Annotated in this window: 6 protein-coding genes; 4 read left to right on the top strand and 2 right to left on the bottom strand. The window is 65.3% G+C overall.

Features of this window, described 5'->3' with window-relative positions; translation table 11 throughout:
- Positions 1–88: 88 nt before the first annotated feature.
- Positions 89–550 (bottom strand): RDD family protein, encoded by a 462-nt coding sequence (locus ACVOL0_RS03625; protein ID WP_481547934.1) that lies wholly within the window; start codon positions 548–550, stop codon positions 89–91.
- Between the two features lie 71 nt (positions 551–621).
- Between ACVOL0_RS03625 and xerD the strand changes: the two genes are divergently transcribed.
- A complete protein-coding gene (gene xerD / locus ACVOL0_RS03620; protein WP_481544323.1) occupies positions 622–1,599 on the top strand; it encodes a site-specific tyrosine recombinase XerD in 978 nt (325 codons plus the stop codon).
- Positions 1,600–1,776: 177 nt separating this feature from the next.
- Positions 1,777–2,556 (top strand): DsbC family protein, encoded by a 780-nt coding sequence (locus tag ACVOL0_RS03615; RefSeq protein ID WP_481547933.1) that lies wholly within the window; start codon positions 1,777–1,779, stop codon positions 2,554–2,556.
- 77 nt (positions 2,557–2,633) lie between these two features.
- Here ACVOL0_RS03615 and ACVOL0_RS03610 read toward each other — a convergent pair whose 3' ends face one another.
- Positions 2,634–4,772, bottom strand: a complete 2,139-nt coding sequence (locus ACVOL0_RS03610; RefSeq protein ID WP_481547932.1) for a glycosyl hydrolase family 18 protein — start codon at positions 4,770–4,772, stop codon at positions 2,634–2,636.
- Positions 4,773–5,074: 302 nt separating this feature from the next.
- Here ACVOL0_RS03610 and purL point away from each other — a divergent pair, with 302 nt between their 5' ends.
- Together purL and ACVOL0_RS03600 are read left to right on the top strand one after the other, a co-directional pair.
- On the top strand, positions 5,075–8,956 hold the full coding sequence (gene purL, locus ACVOL0_RS03605) for a phosphoribosylformylglycinamidine synthase (protein ID WP_481547931.1): 3,882 nt from the start codon (positions 5,075–5,077) through the stop codon (positions 8,954–8,956).
- 815 nt (positions 8,957–9,771) lie between these two features.
- Complete coding sequence (locus tag ACVOL0_RS03600) at positions 9,772–18,135, top strand: ESPR-type extended signal peptide-containing protein (protein ID WP_481547930.1); 8,364 nt, start codon at positions 9,772–9,774, stop codon at positions 18,133–18,135.
- Positions 18,136–18,179 lie beyond the last annotated feature (44 nt).

Here is an 18,179-nt window from a genome sequence, read left to right as displayed (position 1 = left end):
GGCTTTACCGGTAGAGCCTCTGCCGAGCATGGCTCGGCACTACATTTCGGCAATGTTGGTAATGCCCTTTGCCGAGCATGGCTCGGCACTACAGTTTCTGCAGGCGGGTGCCGCTCAGGCGGTCATGCAGGGTCAGGCGCTCGCGGTCGAACAGCGCCCAGATGAAGCCCAGTCCGCCCAGCAGCAGTGACAGCGTGGCCAGTGCATAGCGCTTCCACAGCAGGGCCCGGCTGGGTGCTTGCCCGTCAGCGGTCTGCAGGCGCAGCCGCCACGGGCGCATGCCCAGGGTCTGCCCGCCGCGCTTCCAGCTCTCGGTCGCATAGAGGCCGGCTATCAACCAGCAGCTCAGCCATAGCAGCCATTGCAGTGCGCTGAAGGGGTGGATGTTGTCGCGGCTGGCATGGCCGGCCACGGTGTAGCCGACGGTGAACAGTGCCGACACCAGCATCCACAGCGCCAGTACCGGCCACAGGTCGTAGAACAGAGCGGCCAGGCGGCGCAGCAGCAACGCGGAGGGGCGGGGCGTTTCGGCAAGGGCGGGTGTGCTCATGGGCTGAGCATACGGTCTGTGCCGGTATGCGTGCATGGGCAGTCGTGGAAGCAGGGCTTATCCTTGCGCCGATGTCTGCGTCCCTGACCCCCGCCGAACGCCGCCAACTGGTACAGCAACTGCCGCCGTTGCGTGATGCCGATGACCGTGTGATCCAGCGTTTCCTGGATGCGATCTGGGCTGAGAACGGCTTGGCGCGGGCTTCGCTGGAGAGTTATCGGCGCGACCTGGAAGGTTTGTCGCGTTGGCGTGACGGCACCAGCGACGGCTTGGCTGGGATTGATCGTGCGGGTCTGTTTGATTACCTGGCCTGGCGCACGCGTCACGGTTGGACCGCGCGCAGCAATGCCCGCTTGCTGTCTGTGCTGCGCGCTTTCTTCGCGCAGGCACTCAAGCGTGGCGAACGGAGTGATGACCCTGCGGCACTGCTGGAGTCGCCCAAGCTGCCACGTTCGCTGCCCAGGGCCTTGGCCGAAAGCCAGGTCGAGGCACTGTTGGCAGCGCCAGACACGGAAAGCCCGGTCGGCCTGCGCGACCGCGCGATGCTGGAGCTGATGTACGCCGCAGGCCTGCGTGTCAGCGAGCTGGTCAATCTGCCGGCCAATGCGATCAACCTGCGCCAGGGCGTACTGCGGGTGACCGGTAAGGGCAGCAAGGAGCGGCTGGTGCCCTTGGGCGAGGAATCGCAGTACTGGCTGGAGCGCTATCTGGCCACGGCGCGGCCGGCGCTGACCGGAGGCAAGCCGGTTGCAGCGACGCTGGCGGGGCAGGTGCCGCTGTTCGTCGATGTCGACCGTACCCCGTTGAGTCGCCAGCAGTTCTGGGCCTTGGTGAAAGCCAGCGCGGCAGTGGCCGGCATTGATCCTGGCAAGATCAGCCCGCACGGCTTGCGGCACAGCTTTGCCACCCATCTGCTCAACCACGGCGCCGACCTGCGCGCGCTGCAGATGCTGCTTGGCCACAGCTCGTTGTCCACCACCCAGATCTACACCCTGGTCGCACGCGAACACCTGCAGAAGCTGCACCGCAAGCACCACCCGCGCGGGTGAATCGCCTCGGCGCGAGGGGGGCTGTTTTGGGGGCGCGGCGTGAGCCGCGAAGCAGAAGGACCATGAGATTGCAGTTGCTGGCTGTGTTCAGGCATTCCAGGCGCCGCGGCTGACGCCGCTCCCACACTGATTCGGGCGGTGTGCGAGAATCCGGCTGTTCTCTTTCGATGGGTCGCCATGTTCCGATTTGCCATTGCCGCGCTGTTTGGCGCGCTCAGCCTTACTGCCTGCGCGCAACAGCCCGCAGCACCCAAAGCCGCTGCCAGTGCTGTCGCTTCGCCGGCCGATGCCGCAGTGGAAAAGCAGGTGCGCGACGCCCTCAAGGAGCTGGATCCAAACCTCAAGCCGGAATACATAGGCGCGGCACCGTTTGCAGGTTTCCGTGAAGTGTTGGTGTCCGGGCAGGTGCTGTACGTGACCGATGACGGTCGCTATCTGCTGCAGGGCACGCCTTATGACATCGAGAAGAAGGCCCAGGCCACCAGCCCCGGCTTGCTGGCTTACCGCCGCAACCTGCTGCAGACGCTGCCGCATGCGGACCGCATCGTGTTTGCGCCGCCAAATGCCAAGCACACCATCAGCGTGTTCACGGATATCGAGTGCGGCTACTGCCGCAAGCTGCACCAGGACATCGCCGAGCTGAACCGCAACGGCATTGCCGTGGAATACCTGGCCTTCCCGCGCATGGGCCTGGCCAGCAAGGACGCCACCGACATGATTTCGGTCTGGTGTGCCAGCGACCGCAAGGCCGCGCTGACCGCTGCCAAGTCTGGCCAGCCGGTGCAGTCCAGGAACTGCACCAATCCGGTGGCCATGCAGTACAACCTCGGCCAGCAGCTGGGCATCAACGGTACCCCGGCAATCTTTGCTGCCGATGGCAGCCAGCTCGGCGGCTACCTGCCGCCAGCACAGCTGAAGGCCGCGCTGGACCGTATCGAAGCTGGCGGCAGCCGCTGATGGCGATACGCAGCAAGGCTTGAGCAGACAACGCCCCTCCCGTCAACGCGAGGGGCGTTGTGGTTTTTGGCAGCTGCCTACTTCAGGCCGTTGCTGACGCTGTTGACCAGCGTGCCCTGGGCATCGTCACCGCTGAACTCCCAGAAGAACGCGCCGCCCAGCCCCTGGGCTTTGACGTAGGCCATCTTGCGGCCAAGCATCTCCGGGGTGTCCACGCTCCAGAAGGTGTTGCCGTCATACAGCCACGTCGCCTGCGCAAGTGGGTCGGTATACACCGGCCAGCCGAGGTTCTTCAGCACCTTCCAGTCCTCGATGCCGGCCTCGTACTTGCCTGCTGCTGGCCGGCCGCTCTGGTACAGGCCGTTGTTGCCGCGTGCCACGTTGGTCCAACCGCGGCCGTAGAAACCGACGCCGAGGTTCAATTTGGCGGCAGGCACACCACGTTGCAGATACGCCTCGATGGCGTCATTGCTGTTGTACAGCGCGGCGTCACCGGTTGAAGGATCTGCCGGGGAGTGGAACAGGGCGGTGTGGTGATTGGTGGTGCCGGCCCAGGCGCCATGGAAGTCGTAGGTCATCACATTGATGAAATCCAGATGGCGGTGGTAGGCGGCCGGGTCGGTCGGGCGGATCTTGTCGATGCCGGCACCGACCGCCACGGTCAGCAGCAGGCCAGGGCGCACTGCGTCCAGCTGACGGCGGAACTCGGCCAGCAGGGCGGTGAAGTTGTCGCGGTCGGCCGGCGTGCCGCAGCTCAGTCCGCAGGCGGCCGGGTATTCCCAATCAATGTCGATGCCATCGAACACGCCTGCAGCAACACCCTGGCCGCCGGCATTGTCGGTGAACGGCAGGTTGCCCTTGATATAGGCATCAATGCAGGAGGCGACGAAGGCCTGGCGGTTCTCCGGGCGTGCCGCACTGGAGAAGCCGCGTGACCAGGTCCAGCCGCCCAGTGAAATCAGCGTCTTCAGCTGCGGATGCTTGGCCTTGAGCTGCTTGAGCTGGTTCCAGTTGCCGCGCAGCGGCTGGTTCCAGCGGTCGCCGACACCGCTGACGCTTTCGCCCGCGCCGAAACTGCGGGTGTAATCGGCATAGGCATCGCCGCCGGCGCCGGTGGCCGAATTGGCGGCCTGGGTGACGCCGACCTCGCAGCGGTTGTTGCGGACATTGCCGAAGGCATAGTTGATGTGGGTCAGGCGCGCCGCCGAGCCACTGCTGTCGATGTTCTTTACCCGGTAATTGCGGCCATAGATGCCCCATTGGGTGAAGTAACCAATCACCCGCTTGCCGTTGTCATTCGGGCCGCCGGGACCGCCCGGAGTGCCGGGATTGGGTGGATCGCCGCCGCCGTTGTCCTCCGGTAGCGTGCTTGTGCTGATCGCGGCGCTGAGTGCCGAGGTATTACCGGCTTTGTCACGGGCAAGCACCGCGTAGCGATAGTTGGTGGCCGGCTGCAACGCGGTGTCGCTGTAACCGGTATTGGAGAGCGAGGCGATCTGCTGCCCGTCGCGGTACAGCGCATAGCCGGCGATGCCGCTGCCACCGGGATTGTCGTTGGAAGCATTCCAATGCAGTGCGATGCTGGTCGGGGTGCGTGCCTGCACGCTGAGCCCGCTCGGGATCGACGGCGCGGTGGTGTCCTTGTCTGCCGCGCTGACGGTGGCCGAGCTGGTGCTGGCGTTGCAGTCATCGGTGGCGATGGCGGTTAGCAGATGGTCGCCTGCTGCGGCGTTATGCCAGGTCAGGCGGTAGGGCATGCCGCCGACGCTGCCCAGCGGCACGCCGTTGCGGAAAAATTCGACCTTGCGGACGCTGCCATCGCGGTCGGTGGCGTCGGCGCTCAATGTGATGCTGTTGCCGGCGCTGAACGTGCTACCCGCGGTGGGCGAGGTGATACGGACCTGCGGTGGCTGGTTGGCTACCGGCGCAGCGCCGTCGCAGCGTCCCAGGTTGTCGTAGTAACGGCGGCCAGCGGGGTGGTCCGGCGGGGCGTTCCAGATGGTCTGCCGGACCCGATAGAGCACGCCATCTTTCTGCAGGGTCTGGCCGGGCTGGTAGATCGTGGTTCCCAGCCGGGGGTTGACGCCCGCGCAGTCGGCGGCCTGGGCGGCAGGTATGGCGCAGGCGGGCGCCACTACCAGCGCCAAGGCCCAGCGCAGCCGTCCTCGGCGGTGGGTGAACGGGGGCCGGCAACGGCCTGCGAAATGATCCTTCATGGGGTTCTCCTTGTGGGTGGGGGCGTGTCTGGGCATGCCTTCGGCATGACGGGCGCGCTTGCGCCCGCTCCTGGACCGTCTGGGGAGTGTTTTTGGGCCCTGGAATGGGGCGCCGCACCGGCATCGGTTGCCGGCTGATCGAGGATAACGTCGCCCAAAACGCTGGCGCGGTTTACCCGTCTCTTGGGGCTGTCGGTGTGAACCGCGTCATCCCTGAGGACTTCCGGTAGCCGGGGTGCTGAGGCTTGGGGCGGCCGAGTCCGGTACAATCGCGGGCCGATTCCCACCATGGTCTCCCGGACATGATCGTCCTCGAGGGCGCAGCTGCCCTTTCGCCGTTCCGCCGCGAACGTCTTGAATCCCGCCTGCAGTCCATTGCCGCCGATCTGCGCATCACCGGTGCCTGGCACGTCTATTTCACCCAAGCTGCCGATGCCGGCGCGGTCGACCAGACCACGCTGGGCCGCATCCTGCAGGGCCAGCCACAGGCCGCCGAGCGCGCCGACGGCGCGATCTCGCGCTATGTGGTGCCGCGCCTGGGCACGCTGTCACCGTGGTCGAGCAAGGCCACCGAGCTGGTGCGCGGTGCCGGCCTGCCGATCCAGCGCGTGGAGCGCGGTACCCGCATCGACCTGAGCGGCTGGCCGTCCGATCCGGCGCAACAGGCCGCACTGGCCAAGCTGCTGCACGATCCGATGACCCAGTCGCTGCTGGAAGACATCGGCCAGGCGCAGGCGCTGTTCAACAACGTCGGCCGCGGCAGCCTGGAGCGCATCGCCCTGGACGACCTGGAAGGTGCCAACAAGCGTCTCGGCCTGGCCCTGGCCGATGACGAGATCGACTACCTGCGCCAGCGTTACAGCGAACTCGGCCGTGATCCGTCCGACGTCGAACTGATGATGTTCGCGCAGGCCAATTCCGAGCATTGCCGACACAAGATCTTCAACGCCAGCTGGACCATCGATGGCAACGAGCAGGAGCGCTCGCTGTTCAAGATGATCAAGAACACCCACCAGCAGACCCCGCAGCACACGCTCAGCGCGTACAGCGACAATGCCGCGGTGATCGAAGGCGAACCGGCCGCGCGTTATCGCCCGGACCCGGCCACCGGCAAGTACCGCAGCGAAGCGGTGGTGCCCAGCGCCTTCCAGATCAAGGTGGAAACGCATAACCACCCGACCGCGATTGCGCCGTTCCCGGGTGCCGCGACCGGCGCCGGTGGCGAGATCCGCGACGAAGGTGCCACCGGCCGTGGCGGCAAGCCCAAGGCTGGCCTGACCGGCTTCTCGGTCTCGCACCTGCGCATCCCGACCTTGCCGCAGCCGTGGGAAGCGCCGCGCGCGCTGAACCCGCGCATGGCACCGGCCTTGGACATCATGCTCGACGGCCCGCTGGGTGGCGCCGCGTTCAACAACGAATTCGGCCGCCCGAACCTGCTCGGTTATTTCCGCAGCTTCGAGCTGCCGGAAGACGGCATTACCCGTGCCTACGACAAGCCGATCATGTTGGCTGGCGGCCTGGGCGCGATTGACCGCGTGCAGGTCGACAAGCTGCAGCTGCAAGCGGGCGACGCGGTGATCGTGCTCGGCGGCCCGGCCATGTTGATTGGTCTGGGCGGCGGTGCGGCTTCGTCGGTGGCCTCGGGCGAAAGCGCCGAAGACCTCGATTTTGCCAGCGTGCAGCGCGACAACCCGGAAATGGAACGCCGCTGCCAGGAAGTGATCGACCGTTGCGTGGCCATGGGCACGAACAACCCGATCAAATTCTTCCATGACGTCGGCGCCGGTGGCCTGTCCAACGCGATTCCCGAACTGCTGCACGACTCCAACGTCGGTGGCGTGATCGACCTGGGCAAGGTGCCGACCGACGATCCCTCGCTGTCGCCGCTGGAACTGTGGTGCAACGAGTCGCAGGAACGTTATGTGCTCGGCGTGGCGCAGGAGCGCCTGGCCGAGTTCGCCGCCATCTGCGCGCGCGAACGCTGCCCGTTCGCGGCCGTTGGTGTTGCAACCAGCGAAGAACACCTGGTCGTGGCCTATGGCGCGACCCCGGGCAATACCCCGGCCGATGCCCCCATCGATCTGCCGATGGACGTGCTGTTCGGCAAGGCGCCGAAGATGCACCGCGATACCGTGCATCCGCCGGCTCCGCGCTGGCCGTCGCTGAAGACTGCCGGCATCGATCTGCATGACGCTGGCCTGCGTGTGCTCGCACACCCGACCGTCGCTTCGAAGAGCTTCCTGGTCACTATCGGTGACCGCAGCGTGGGCGGTCTGACCGCGCGTGAGCAGATGATTGGCCCGTGGCAGCTGCCGATGGCCGATGTGGCGATCACCCTGGCTGGTTTTGACACCTATGCCGGTGAAGCCATGTCGCTGGGTGAGCGCACGCCGCTGGCACTGTTGAACGCCGCTGCATCGGCGCGCATGGCGGTGGGTGAAGCCATCACCAACCTTTGCGCCGCACCGGTAACCGCGCTGGATACGGTCAAGCTGTCGGCCAACTGGATGGCCGCCTGCGGCCACAACGGCGAAGACGCGCTGCTGTACGACGCAGTCAAGGCCGTCGGTATGGAGCTGTGTCCGCAGCTGGATATCAGCATCCCGGTGGGCAAGGACTCGCTGTCGATGCAGGCGCAGTGGCAGGCCGATGGCCAGGCCGAGAAGTCGGTGTCGCCGGTATCGCTGGTGATCACCGCATTCGCGCCGGTCAGCGATGCCCGCCAGCAGCTGACCCCGCTGCTGGACCGCGAAACCGAAAGCGAGCTGTGGTTGATTGGCCTGGGCGCTGGCAAGCAGCGTCTGGGCGGTTCGATCCTGGCGCAGACCCAGGCCGATCACAGCGCGTTGCCGGCGTTCGCCGGTGAAGCGCCGGATCTGGACGACCCGCAGCGCCTGCGTGCGTTCTTTGAATTGATCCGTGATGCACGTGAGTCCGGCCTGTTGCTGGCCTACCACGACCGCAGCGACGGCGGCGCGTTCGCTGCACTGTGCGAAATGGCATTCGCCTCGCGCATGGGCCTGGACATCGTGCTCGATGCCTGGGGCGATGATCCGTTCCGCAGCCTGTTCAACGAAGAACTGGGCGCCGTGGTGCAGATCGCCAAGGAAGACCGCGCAGCGTTCGCCGATCTGGTCGAACGCCATGCGCTGACCGAATGCGCGCAGCGCATTGCCCGCCCGACCACCGCACCGGTGGTGCGCGTGCAGCTGGCAGGCGACAGCGTGGTGGAATGGCGCTGGGAAGAATTGTTCGATGCCTGGTGGTCGGTGACCCACGCCATGCAGAAGCTGCGTGACAACCCGGATGCGGCTGACCAGGAGCGTGCGATTGCGCGCAACTTCAACGCGCCGGGCCTGAAGCCGAAGTTGGCATTCGATCCGGCCGACGACGTCGCCGCGCCGTTCATTGCAACTGGCACGCGACCGAAGGTGGCGATCCTGCGCGAGCAGGGCGTCAACGGCCAGATCGAAATGGCCAACATCTTCGAGCGCGTTGGTTTCGACGCCTACGACGTGCACATGAGCGACCTGATCGAAGGCCGCGTGCAGCTGAGCGACTTCCGCGGCATCGCTGCCTGCGGCGGTTTCAGCTACGGCGACGTGCTGGGTGCAGGCCGCGGCTGGGCAACTTCCATCCTCGAACGTCCGGCACTGCGTGAGGCCTTCGCGGCCTTCTTCGCCCGCCCGGATACCTTCGCGCTGGGCGTGTGCAACGGCTGCCAGATGATGAGCCAGCTCAAGGACATCATTCCGGGTGCCGAACATTGGCCGAAGTTCCTGCGCAATGCCGGCGAGCAGTTCGAAGCACGCACCGCTTTGCTGGAAATTGTGGAGTCGCCGTCGATCCTGCTGCGTGGCATGGCCGGCTCGCGCCTGCCGGTTGCAGTGGCACATGGCGAAGGCCGTGCCGAGTTCGACAGCGCGGTGGATCAGGCAGCCGCCAGCATCGCGCTGCGTTACGTCGACGGTGATGGCCGCGTGGCCACCCAGTACCCGCTGAATCCAAACGGCTCGCCGGACGGCATCACCGGCCTGACCACCAGCGATGGCCGCGTCACCATCCTGATGCCGCACCCGGAACGCACCCCGCGCACGGTCAACCTGAGTTGGGCACCGGGCAGCTGGGGTGAAGATTCGCCGTGGCTGCGTATGTTCCGCAACGCACGAGTGTGGTGCGGCTGAACAGGCGAAGCTGCCTGGAGTGCACCGTCGTCCATTGACGTTTGAACAAGCCCGCAGGCTGACGCCTGCGGGCTTTTGCGTTGTTGGGGCTCGATTCGTATCCAGCGGCTCGGCCGTACCCGAAAGCAGGAGCGCGGAGCGCTTCACAAGCGGATGGATTGGAAGCGCCGCAAGGGCTGGCATTCCACGGTTTGAGGGGGCCATCGCCTATGTGACCGCAGCCCTCCCATCCGCGCTCAGTCTGCGATGAGCACCTCAAGCCTCCGTAGGCAAAGTCCGCCGGCAACCTGACGTCTTGGTGAAATCCAGTTGCCCTATTGCAGGCAGCTGCTGGCGCAACTTGCCTTGTTGCAATGCAACTGTTTGCCACTTTTAAGGAAGATGAATCCATTTGTTTCGCGGGCGCGGTGAAATCAGCTAGAAGCCCGCAGCCCAAGGCCTGAAGGAACATTAACGCCTTCATCTTTTGGGTGGCTGAAATGGATGCCTCTGCGGGCAGTCGCGACTAGGCAACTGTTTCAGAAGTAATTTTTTTGAAGATCTCATCAAATTGAGAGATTTGAGGAGTTCCTCACAGAACGGATTCTTAAGCCAAATATTTGACGAATCATGAATCGTCGATTAAGACTCCATCCATCCCGTAGTCACCCGACAGGTATGGAACAAGGGGGGTAGACCGCGACAGGCGTGAGCCTCACGTGCCCAGCTGTACCGGGACCGGGACCACAACACCACAGGGGGATCGTTGGGCACGCCAGTCCAGCGATGGGGTTTTCTGCAAGCGAAAAAACCCGTCCACTTGAGGAGCAGCAGCGATGAACCGGATCTACCGCAAGGTATGGAACAAGGCATTGGGGCAGTTGGTGGTGGCGTCGGAGTTGGCATCGTCCAGCTCGGCCGGTGTGGTCATGGATGAGCGGCATAGCGCCGGGTTGCGCCTGCAAGCCTTGTCGGTTGCCGTTGCGTTGGGTCTAGGAGCAGGTGCCTGGGTAACGCCGGTACAGGCACAGTCGGTGGAAGTGGGTGGTAACGCGCAATGTCTGGTAGTGGGCAGTGCCACCTTGGTGGATTGCGCCATCGCCATCAGTGCAGATGCCTCGGGCGCCAACGCGGTTGCCATTGGTGCGGGCACCGTGGCTTCGGCCGCAGGCAGTGTCGCGTTGGGCGCCGGCTCCATCGCCGATCGCGCGAACACGGTGTCGGTAGGCTCGGCTGGAAACGAACGTCAGATCAGCAATGTCGCCGCCGGAACTGCCGGTACCGATGCGGTAAACCTCAATCAACTCAACGCGGCTGCAGACGGCGCGCTGTTGGCCGGCCGCTACTTCAAGGCCAATGGCGCTGCCGATGGCAGTGACGATGCAGTAGCCAGTGGCCAAGGTGCGATGGCTGCGGGTGTTGGCTCGCTGGCCAGCGGCGTGGAAAGCACCGCGGTGGGCAGCTACAACGTGGCCGCTGGCGACTACTCCAGCGCGGTTGGCTACGTGAACACCGCCAACGGCGAAAACAGTTCGGCAGTCGGCAATTTCAACCAGGTCGATGGCGCCAACAGCAGTGCCTTCGGCTCCGGGAATCTTGTCGATGGTGCCAACGCGATTGCGCTGGGTAGCAACAGCATCGCCAGTGGAGACGGCAGTGTGGTGATCGGTGATGGTGCCTACGCGGCAGCTGATGATTCCACTGCGGTCGGCTCCGCCAGTGTTGCCAGTGAGCTGGGCAGCACTGCGGTTGGCAGCGCGGCGGAAGCCACGGGTGCTTACGCAACCGCGCAGGGTAGCCAAGCGCTCGCCTCCGGGCAGCAGGCAACGGCCAATGGTTTCCGCGCCGATGCCAGTGGTCGCGGCACCACCGCGCTTGGTGCCTATAGCTCAGCCTCCGGCGACCTCGCTTCGGCCGTGGGTTACGGCGCGGATGCCAGCGGCGACTACGGCGTTGCGATGGGTCTGGGTGCTTCCGCCTCGGCGACCAGTACCACGGCCGTGGGCGAATCCGCTATCGCTTCGGGTGAAGAATCCACTGCGGTGGGTGGCACCACTTTCGGTGGCTTCATCAGCACCGAAGCGTCGGGCACCGGCGCGTCGGCATTCGGCAATGGCGCGTGGGCGATCGGCGAGTACGCCACCGCGATTGGCTTCAACAGCTGGGCCGATGCTGACAACTCCACCGCGCTTGGCCAGAGCGCCACCGCGGCAGCGGTCAACAGCGTCGCCATCGGTGCCAATTCCTGGGCCGATCGCGAGAACAGCGTGTCGGTGGGTGATGTGGGCAGCGAACGGCAGATCACCAATGTTGCTGCCGGCACCGAAGACACCGACGCGGTGAACAAATCGCAGTTGGATGAAGTCGCAGCGGTTGCTGAAAACACCAGCAAATACTTCAAGGCTAGCGGCAGCGCCGACAGTGATGCCGGTGCCTATGCAGAAGGCGACGCGGCTACGGCGGCGGGTGAAGCCAGCAATGCGATCGGCAATGGCGCGTCGGCCTATGGCAACGGTGCCAATGCAGTCGCCAACGGTGCAACCGCAGTCGGCATGAACGCCTTGGCCACGGGCCAGAACAGTGCCGCGTTTGGCCAGAACGCTGAGGCCACCGGTCCGGCAGCAGTCGCCGTGGGCGGCAATGCTGTGGACGCCGATGGCAATCCCTTGATCACCTTTGGTGGGCAGCCGGTAACGACCGGTGCGACCAGCGCCGGTCTCGGCGGTACCGCCCTTGGTGCCAGCGCCAGCGCGGAAGGCTTCGCCGCCACCGCCGCCGGTCTTGGCGCCTTTGCGCAGGGCGCGCAGTCCTCCGCATTTGGTGCGGTGGCCAATGCAACAGGTGATTACAGTACGTCGGTGGGCAGCCAGAGTGCGGCGTCGGGCACCAGCAGCGTCGCAGTCGGTGGCCCGATCGACCTCATTCCGGGGCTTGGCTTCTTCGTTGATACCCAGGCCAGTGGCGAAGCGTCCACGGCGCTGGGTGCTGGCGCAATTGCCTCCGGAGATTACGCGCTGGCATCAGGCGCATTGAGCGAAGCCGCAGGTGCAGAAAGTACCGCTGTCGGCTACTTCGCCTACGCAGCTGGCGACAACGCCAGCGCGCTGGGCGCGGAGAGCTGGGCCAGCGGCGCCAACAGCACGGCAGTTGGCTTCTACAGCACCAGCCTGGGCGTAGACAGCACCGCGCTGGGCGCAAACGCCACCGCCACCGCCGCCGCCGCCAACAGTGTTGCCCTGGGCGCGAACTCGCTGGCGGATCGTGCCAACAGCGTGTCGGTTGGTGCCGAAGGCGCCGAGCGGCAGATCACCAATGTTGCTGCAGGTACCGAAGGCAGCGATGCGGTCAATGTCGATCAGCTCACTGCCGTTGCTGATGGCGCGGAGTTGACCGCGCGCTACTTCAAGGCCAACGGCGCAGCCGATGGCAGTGACGATGCGGTGGCAAGCGGCGATGGTGCAACCGCCGCCGGTGTGGGATCGCTGGCCAGCGGTGTGCAGAGCACGGCGGTGGGCAGCTACAACGTCGCTGCTGGTGACTATTCCAGCGCGGTCGGTTACGTGAACACCGCCAATGGCACGAACAGCTCGGCGGTAGGCAACTTCAACCAGGTGGATGGCGAGAACAGCAGTGCGTTCGGCATGGCAAATCTGGTCGATGGTGCCAATGCAATTGCCTTGGGCAGCAATAGTGTCGCCAGCGGTGACGGCAGCGTGGTGATCGGCGATGGTGCCTTGGCTGACGCAGACGATGCAGTTGCGATTGGTTCCGGAAGCGTCGCCAGTGGCGACAGCAGCAGCGCGGTGGGTGCAGGTGCAGAGGCCTCGGGCGCATTCGCTACGGCGCAGGGTGCGCAGGCGGTCGCGTCCGGTCAGCAGGCACTGGCCAGCGGCTTCCGTGCCGAGGCCAGTGGCCGTGGCACCACGGCGGTTGGCAGCTATGCCGTTGCCTCCGGAGACCTCGCCTCCGCGGTGGGGTATGGCGCGCAGGCCACTGGTGATTACGGCGTTGCGATGGGTCTGGCTGCAGAGGCATCCGGCGCCAGCACCACGGCAGTGGGTGAATCTGCGATTGCATCGGGTGAGGAGTCGACCGCCGTTGGTGGTACCACCTACGGCGGCTTGATCAGCACCGAGGCCTCCGGTACCGGCGCTGCGGCATTCGGCAATGGCGCCTGGGCCTTGGGTGAATACGCAACTGCGATTGGTTTCAACAGCTGGGCCGATGCGGACAACTCCACCGCACTGGGCCAGAGCGCGGTGGCCGAAGCGGTCAACAGTGTCGCCATCGGTGCCAACTCCTGGGCCGATCGTGAGAACAGCGTGTCGGTGGGTGATGTAGGCAGCGAGCGCCAGATCACCAATGTCGCCGCGGGTACCGGAGGTACCGATGCGGTCAACAAGAACCAGCTGGATGAAGTGGCTGCCGTGGCTGGAAACACCAGCAAGTACTTCACTGCCACCGGCAGCGCCGACAGTGATGCCGGCGCCTATGCAGAGGGCGACAACGCCACGGCCGCCGGTGAAGCCACCAATGCGATTGGCAATGGCGCATCGGCCTTCGGCAGCGGCGCCAATGCCGTGGCTGATGGCGCGACCGCGGTCGGCATGAATGCCTTGGCCAGCGGCCAGAACGCAGCCGCGTTTGGCCAGAACGCGCAGGCGATGGGTCCGGGTGCGGTGGCGGTGGGTGGCAATGCGGTGGACGCGAATGGTGATCCGTTGATCAATGTGGGCGGTGCGCCGGTGCAGACCGGTGCCACCAGTGCCGGGGTCGGCGGGACCGCGCTGGGTGCCAGTGCCAATGCCGAGGGCTTTGCCGCCACCGCAACCGGTGTTGGTGCTTATGCCAAGGGCGATCAGTCCACCGCCAGCGGTGCGGTGGCCAATGCACTGGGCAACTACAGCACCGCGACCGGTTCGCAGAGCTACGCCGAAGGCGTTGGCACCACGGCAGTTGGTTACAACGCAGCTGCGTATGAAGACGGCAACGTCGCCGTCGGTCGCAATGCGTCGGCCTTGGGTGCTGGCAGTCTGGCGATCGGTGATGGTGCCGAAACCGGCTTTGGTTTGTTCGGCATCGGCGCGACCAATGCCGTGGCCATCGGCAGCGGCAGCTGGGCCTTTGGTGATGATGCAACCGCAGTTGGTGCCAACGCCTGGGCGTTCGGTCAGCAGAGCACCGCCATCGGTACCGGCGCCGAAGCAGGTTCCACCAACTCGGTGGCGCTGGGCGCAGGCTCGATAGCCGGACGCGACAACACGGTGTCAGTGGGCGATGTGGGTGCCGAGCGGCAGATCACCAATGTGGCTGCGGGTACCGAAGGCACTGACGCGGTCAATCTGGATCAGCTCAATACCGCAGCCGAAGGAGCACTGCTGGCCGGGCGTTACTTCAAGGCAAACGGCGCCGCCGACGGCAGTGATGATGCGGTCGCCAGCGGTGACGGTGCAACCGCCGCCGGCGTTGGCTCCGAGGCCTCCGGTGCGCAAAGTACGGCGGTGGGCAGCTACAACGTTGCCGCCGGTGATTACTCCAGCGCCGTCGGCTACGTGAACACTGCCAACGGCAGCAACAGCTCGGCGTTCGGTAATTTCAACCAGGTGGATGGTGCCAACAGCAGTGCGTTCGGCTTCGCCAATCTGGTTGATGGCGACAATGCGATTGCATTAGGCAGCAACAGCGTGGCCAGCGGTGAAAGCGCCATCGTGATCGGCAACGGCGCCTATGCCTTGGCCAGCGGTGCCGCAGCAATCGGCATGAATGCAGTAGCCAGCGGCCAGAACGCAGCGGCCTTCGGCCAGAACGCACAGGCCACCGGGCCGGGCGCGGTGGCGGTGGGTGGTAACGCTGTAGAAGAAAATGGTGATCCGTTGATCACCTCCAATGGCGAACCGGTGCAGACCGGTGCCACCAGTGCCGGTGTCGGTGGCACCGCGCTCGGTGCCAGTGCCAATGCCGCAGGCTTTGCCGCCACCGCAACTGGTGTCGGTGCGTGGGCGCAGGGTGATCAGTCCACTGCCAGTGGTGCGGTTGCCAATGCGGTTGGCGACTTCAGTACCGCCACCGGTTCGCAGTCGTATGCGGAAGGCGCAGGCACCACCGCCGTCGGCTACAACGCGGCCGCTTATGAGGACGGTAATGTTGCCGTCGGCCGCAATGCGTCAGCATTGGGTGAGGGCAGCCTGGCGATTGGTGATGGTGCCGAGACGGGTTTCGGCTTGTTCGGTATCGGTGCAAGCAATGCCGTCGCGATCGGCAGCGGCAGCTGGGCCTTCGGTGATGATGCAACCGCGGTAGGCGCCAATGCCTGGGCCTTCGGTCAGCAGAGCACGGCGATTGGTACCGGTGCCGAAGCCGGTGCCACCAACTCGGTGGCGCTGGGTGCGGGTTCGATCGCCGCCCGCGACAACACGGTGTCGGTGGGTGATGCAGGTGCCGAACGGCAGATCACCAATGTTGCTGCCGGTACCGAGGGCACCGATGCGGTCAACAAGGATCAGCTCGATGAAGTGGCCGCGGTAGCCGCGGAAGGGCAGACCACGGCCAAGTACTTCAAGGCCACCGGTAGTGCTGATAGTGATGCAGGTGCCTACGCCGAAGGTGACAACGCAACGGCCTCCGGCGAAGCGACCAACGCCATCGGCAATGGTGCATCGGCCTTCGGCAGCGGTGCCAATGCGGTGGCTGATGGTGCCACCGCCGTCGGCATGAATGCCTTGGCCAGCGGCCAGAACGCGGCCGCGTTCGGCCAGAACGCGCAGGCGATGGGGCCGGGTGCGGTGGCGGTGGGCGGCAATGCGGTGGATGCGAATGGTGATCCGCTGATCAACGTGGGCGGTGAGCCGGTGCAGACTGGTGCCACCAGCGCGGGTGTTGGCGGTACCGCGCTCGGTGCCAGCGCCAATGCGGAAGGCTTTGCGGCAACGGCAACCGGCGTTGGTGCGTACGCCAAGGGCGATCAGTCCACCGCCAGCGGTGCGGTGGCCAATGCACTGGGCAACTACAGCACCGCGACCGGCTCGCAGAGCTATGCCGAAGGTGTGGGCACCACCGCGGTCGGCTACAACGCAGCCGCGTATGAAGACGGCAACGTTGCGGTCGGTCGCAATGCCTCAGCTCTTGGCGAGGGTAGTCTGGCGATTGGTGATGGTGCCGAGACCGGCTTTGGCTTCTTCGGCATCGGCGCGACCAATGCGGTAGCCATTGGCAGCGGCAGCTGGGCGTTTGGCGATGATGCAACTGCAGTTGGTGCCAATGCCTGGGCAGTTGGCCAACGCACCACCGCGGTTGGCATGGGCAGTGAGGCCAGTGGTGAGAACGCGGTGGCCTTGGGTGCCGGTTCGGTTGCCGGTCGCGACAACGCGGTGTCGGTTGGCGATGTAGGCGCAGAGCGTCAGATCACCAACGTCGCTGCTGGTACCGAGGCAACCGATGCGGTCAACAAGTCGCAGCTGGATGCCGTGGCAGGCGTTGCCGGGGAAACCAACAAGTACTTCAGGGCGACCGGCGATGGCGTAGCTACCGCCAGTGGTACCAATGCGCTCGCTTCGGGCTCAGCTGCACTTGCCAGTGCCGAGCGCAGTACCGCGCTGGGCGCTTCCAGCACCGCCAGTGCGAATGGGGCAACGGCGGTGGGTGCGGATGCCGCAGCGAAGGCCAGCAACAGCACCGCACTCGGCCGGCAGACCTCGATCACCGCAGTCAACGGTGTCGCCATCGGCTACGGCGCGTTTGCCAGCAACGGTGTCAACAGCGTTGCTATCGGTGCAGGTGCCGGCGTCTCTGGTGCCAACTCGGTGGCATTGGGCGCAGGCTCGCGCGCGGTGGAAGCCAATGTGGTGTCGGTGGGCGGTGGCAACGGGACCAATGGACCGGCAACCCGTCGCATCGTCAATGTCGGTGCTGGGCGTATCGCCGAAGGCAGCAGCGATGCGGTGACCGGCGGCCAGCTGCATGTCACCAACCAACGCGTCGGTGCGGTGGAAACCCGCGTTACCGACATTGATGGTCGCATCGGCAGCATCGAGGGCGTCACCGCCAATGCGGTGACCTACGACGATGCCAGCCGCGACAAGCTGACCCTGGCGGGCGTGCAGGGCACCACGTTGGATAACGTGGCTGCTGGTGCGATTGCTGCGGGCAGCATGCAGGCCATCAACGGCGGACAGTTGTTCCAGTCGCTGGGCAACATGGCCAGCTTCCTCGGTGGCGGTGCCGGCGTCGGCATGCAGGGCATGTTCGTTGCCCCGACCTATGTCATCCAGGGGGCCAGCTACAACAATGTGGGTGCGGCGTTGTCGGCGCTTGATGGCCAGGTGACTTCCCTCAACAACCGCATTGCCAGCAACGGGAACGGGAACGGGCATGGCAATGGAAACGGAAACGGAAACGGTCATGGCAATGGCAACGGCAATGGCAATGGCCCGCGAGCAGAGACTGCTGCACCGGTTGCGAGCGCTGGCGTAGCGCTGGGCGAGCAAGCCAAAGCCAACAACGTAGCGGGTAGTGCCATTGGCAATAACAGCTATGCGCATGGCCCGAACGACACCGCGATCGGCAGCAATTCCCGCGTCAACGCCGATGGCAGCACCGCGGTGGGTGCCAATACCAGCATCGCTGCGGCGGCCACCAATGCGGTGGCGGTGGGTGAAAGTGCCACCGTCAGCGTTGCCTCGGGCACGGCGATTGGCCAGGGTTCCAGCGTCACTGCGACCGGTGCCGTTGCATTGGGCCAAGGGTCGATTGCTGACCGTGTCAACACGGTTTCGGTCGGTAGTAGCGGGCATGAGCGGCAGGTCACCAACGTTGCCGCAGGCACGCAGGCCACCGATGCGGTCAACAAGGCGCAGCTGGATAGCGGCATCACCGCGGCCAATACCTATACCGACACCAAGTTCAGCAGCATGGCTGACAGCTTCGACATCTTCCGGGGCGATATCGACAAGCGTCTGCGCCACGTCGACCGTCGTCTGGATCGTCAAGGCGCGATGAGTGCGGCCATGTTGAACATGGCTACCAGTGCCGCGGGCGTACGCACGCAGAACCGGGTCGGCGTAGGTGTTGGCTACCAGGGGGGCGAATCAGCGCTGTCCGTTGGCTACCAGCGCGCCATCAGTGATCGCGCCACCGTCACCTTTGGTGGTGCATTCACCAGCGACGACAGCTCGGTCGGCGTCGGTGCCGGCTTCGGCTGGTAAGCGGTTTGGTCTTGCCCCCGCCTGCTGCGGCGGGGGCTTCCAGG

The sequence above is a fragment of the Stenotrophomonas sp. STEN021 genome, from assembly GCF_056760175.1.
This window is presented reverse-complemented; position numbering and strand designations above follow the sequence as displayed.

What these genes read in the sequence shown, in the direction of transcription:
- ACVOL0_RS03625 (WP_481547934.1), bottom strand. Translation starts at nt 550, where the DNA reads ATGAGCACACCCGCCCTTGCCGAAACGCCCCGCCCCTCCGCGTTGCTG.
- xerD (WP_481544323.1), top strand. Translation starts at nt 622, where the DNA reads ATGTCTGCGTCCCTGACCCCCGCCGAACGCCGCCAACTGGTACAGCAA.
- ACVOL0_RS03615 (WP_481547933.1), top strand. Translation starts at nt 1,777, where the DNA reads ATGTTCCGATTTGCCATTGCCGCGCTGTTTGGCGCGCTCAGCCTTACT.
- ACVOL0_RS03610 (WP_481547932.1), bottom strand. Translation starts at nt 4,772, where the DNA reads ATGAAGGATCATTTCGCAGGCCGTTGCCGGCCCCCGTTCACCCACCGC.
- purL (WP_481547931.1), top strand. Translation starts at nt 5,075, where the DNA reads ATGATCGTCCTCGAGGGCGCAGCTGCCCTTTCGCCGTTCCGCCGCGAA.
- ACVOL0_RS03600 (WP_481547930.1), top strand. Translation starts at nt 9,772, where the DNA reads ATGAACCGGATCTACCGCAAGGTATGGAACAAGGCATTGGGGCAGTTG.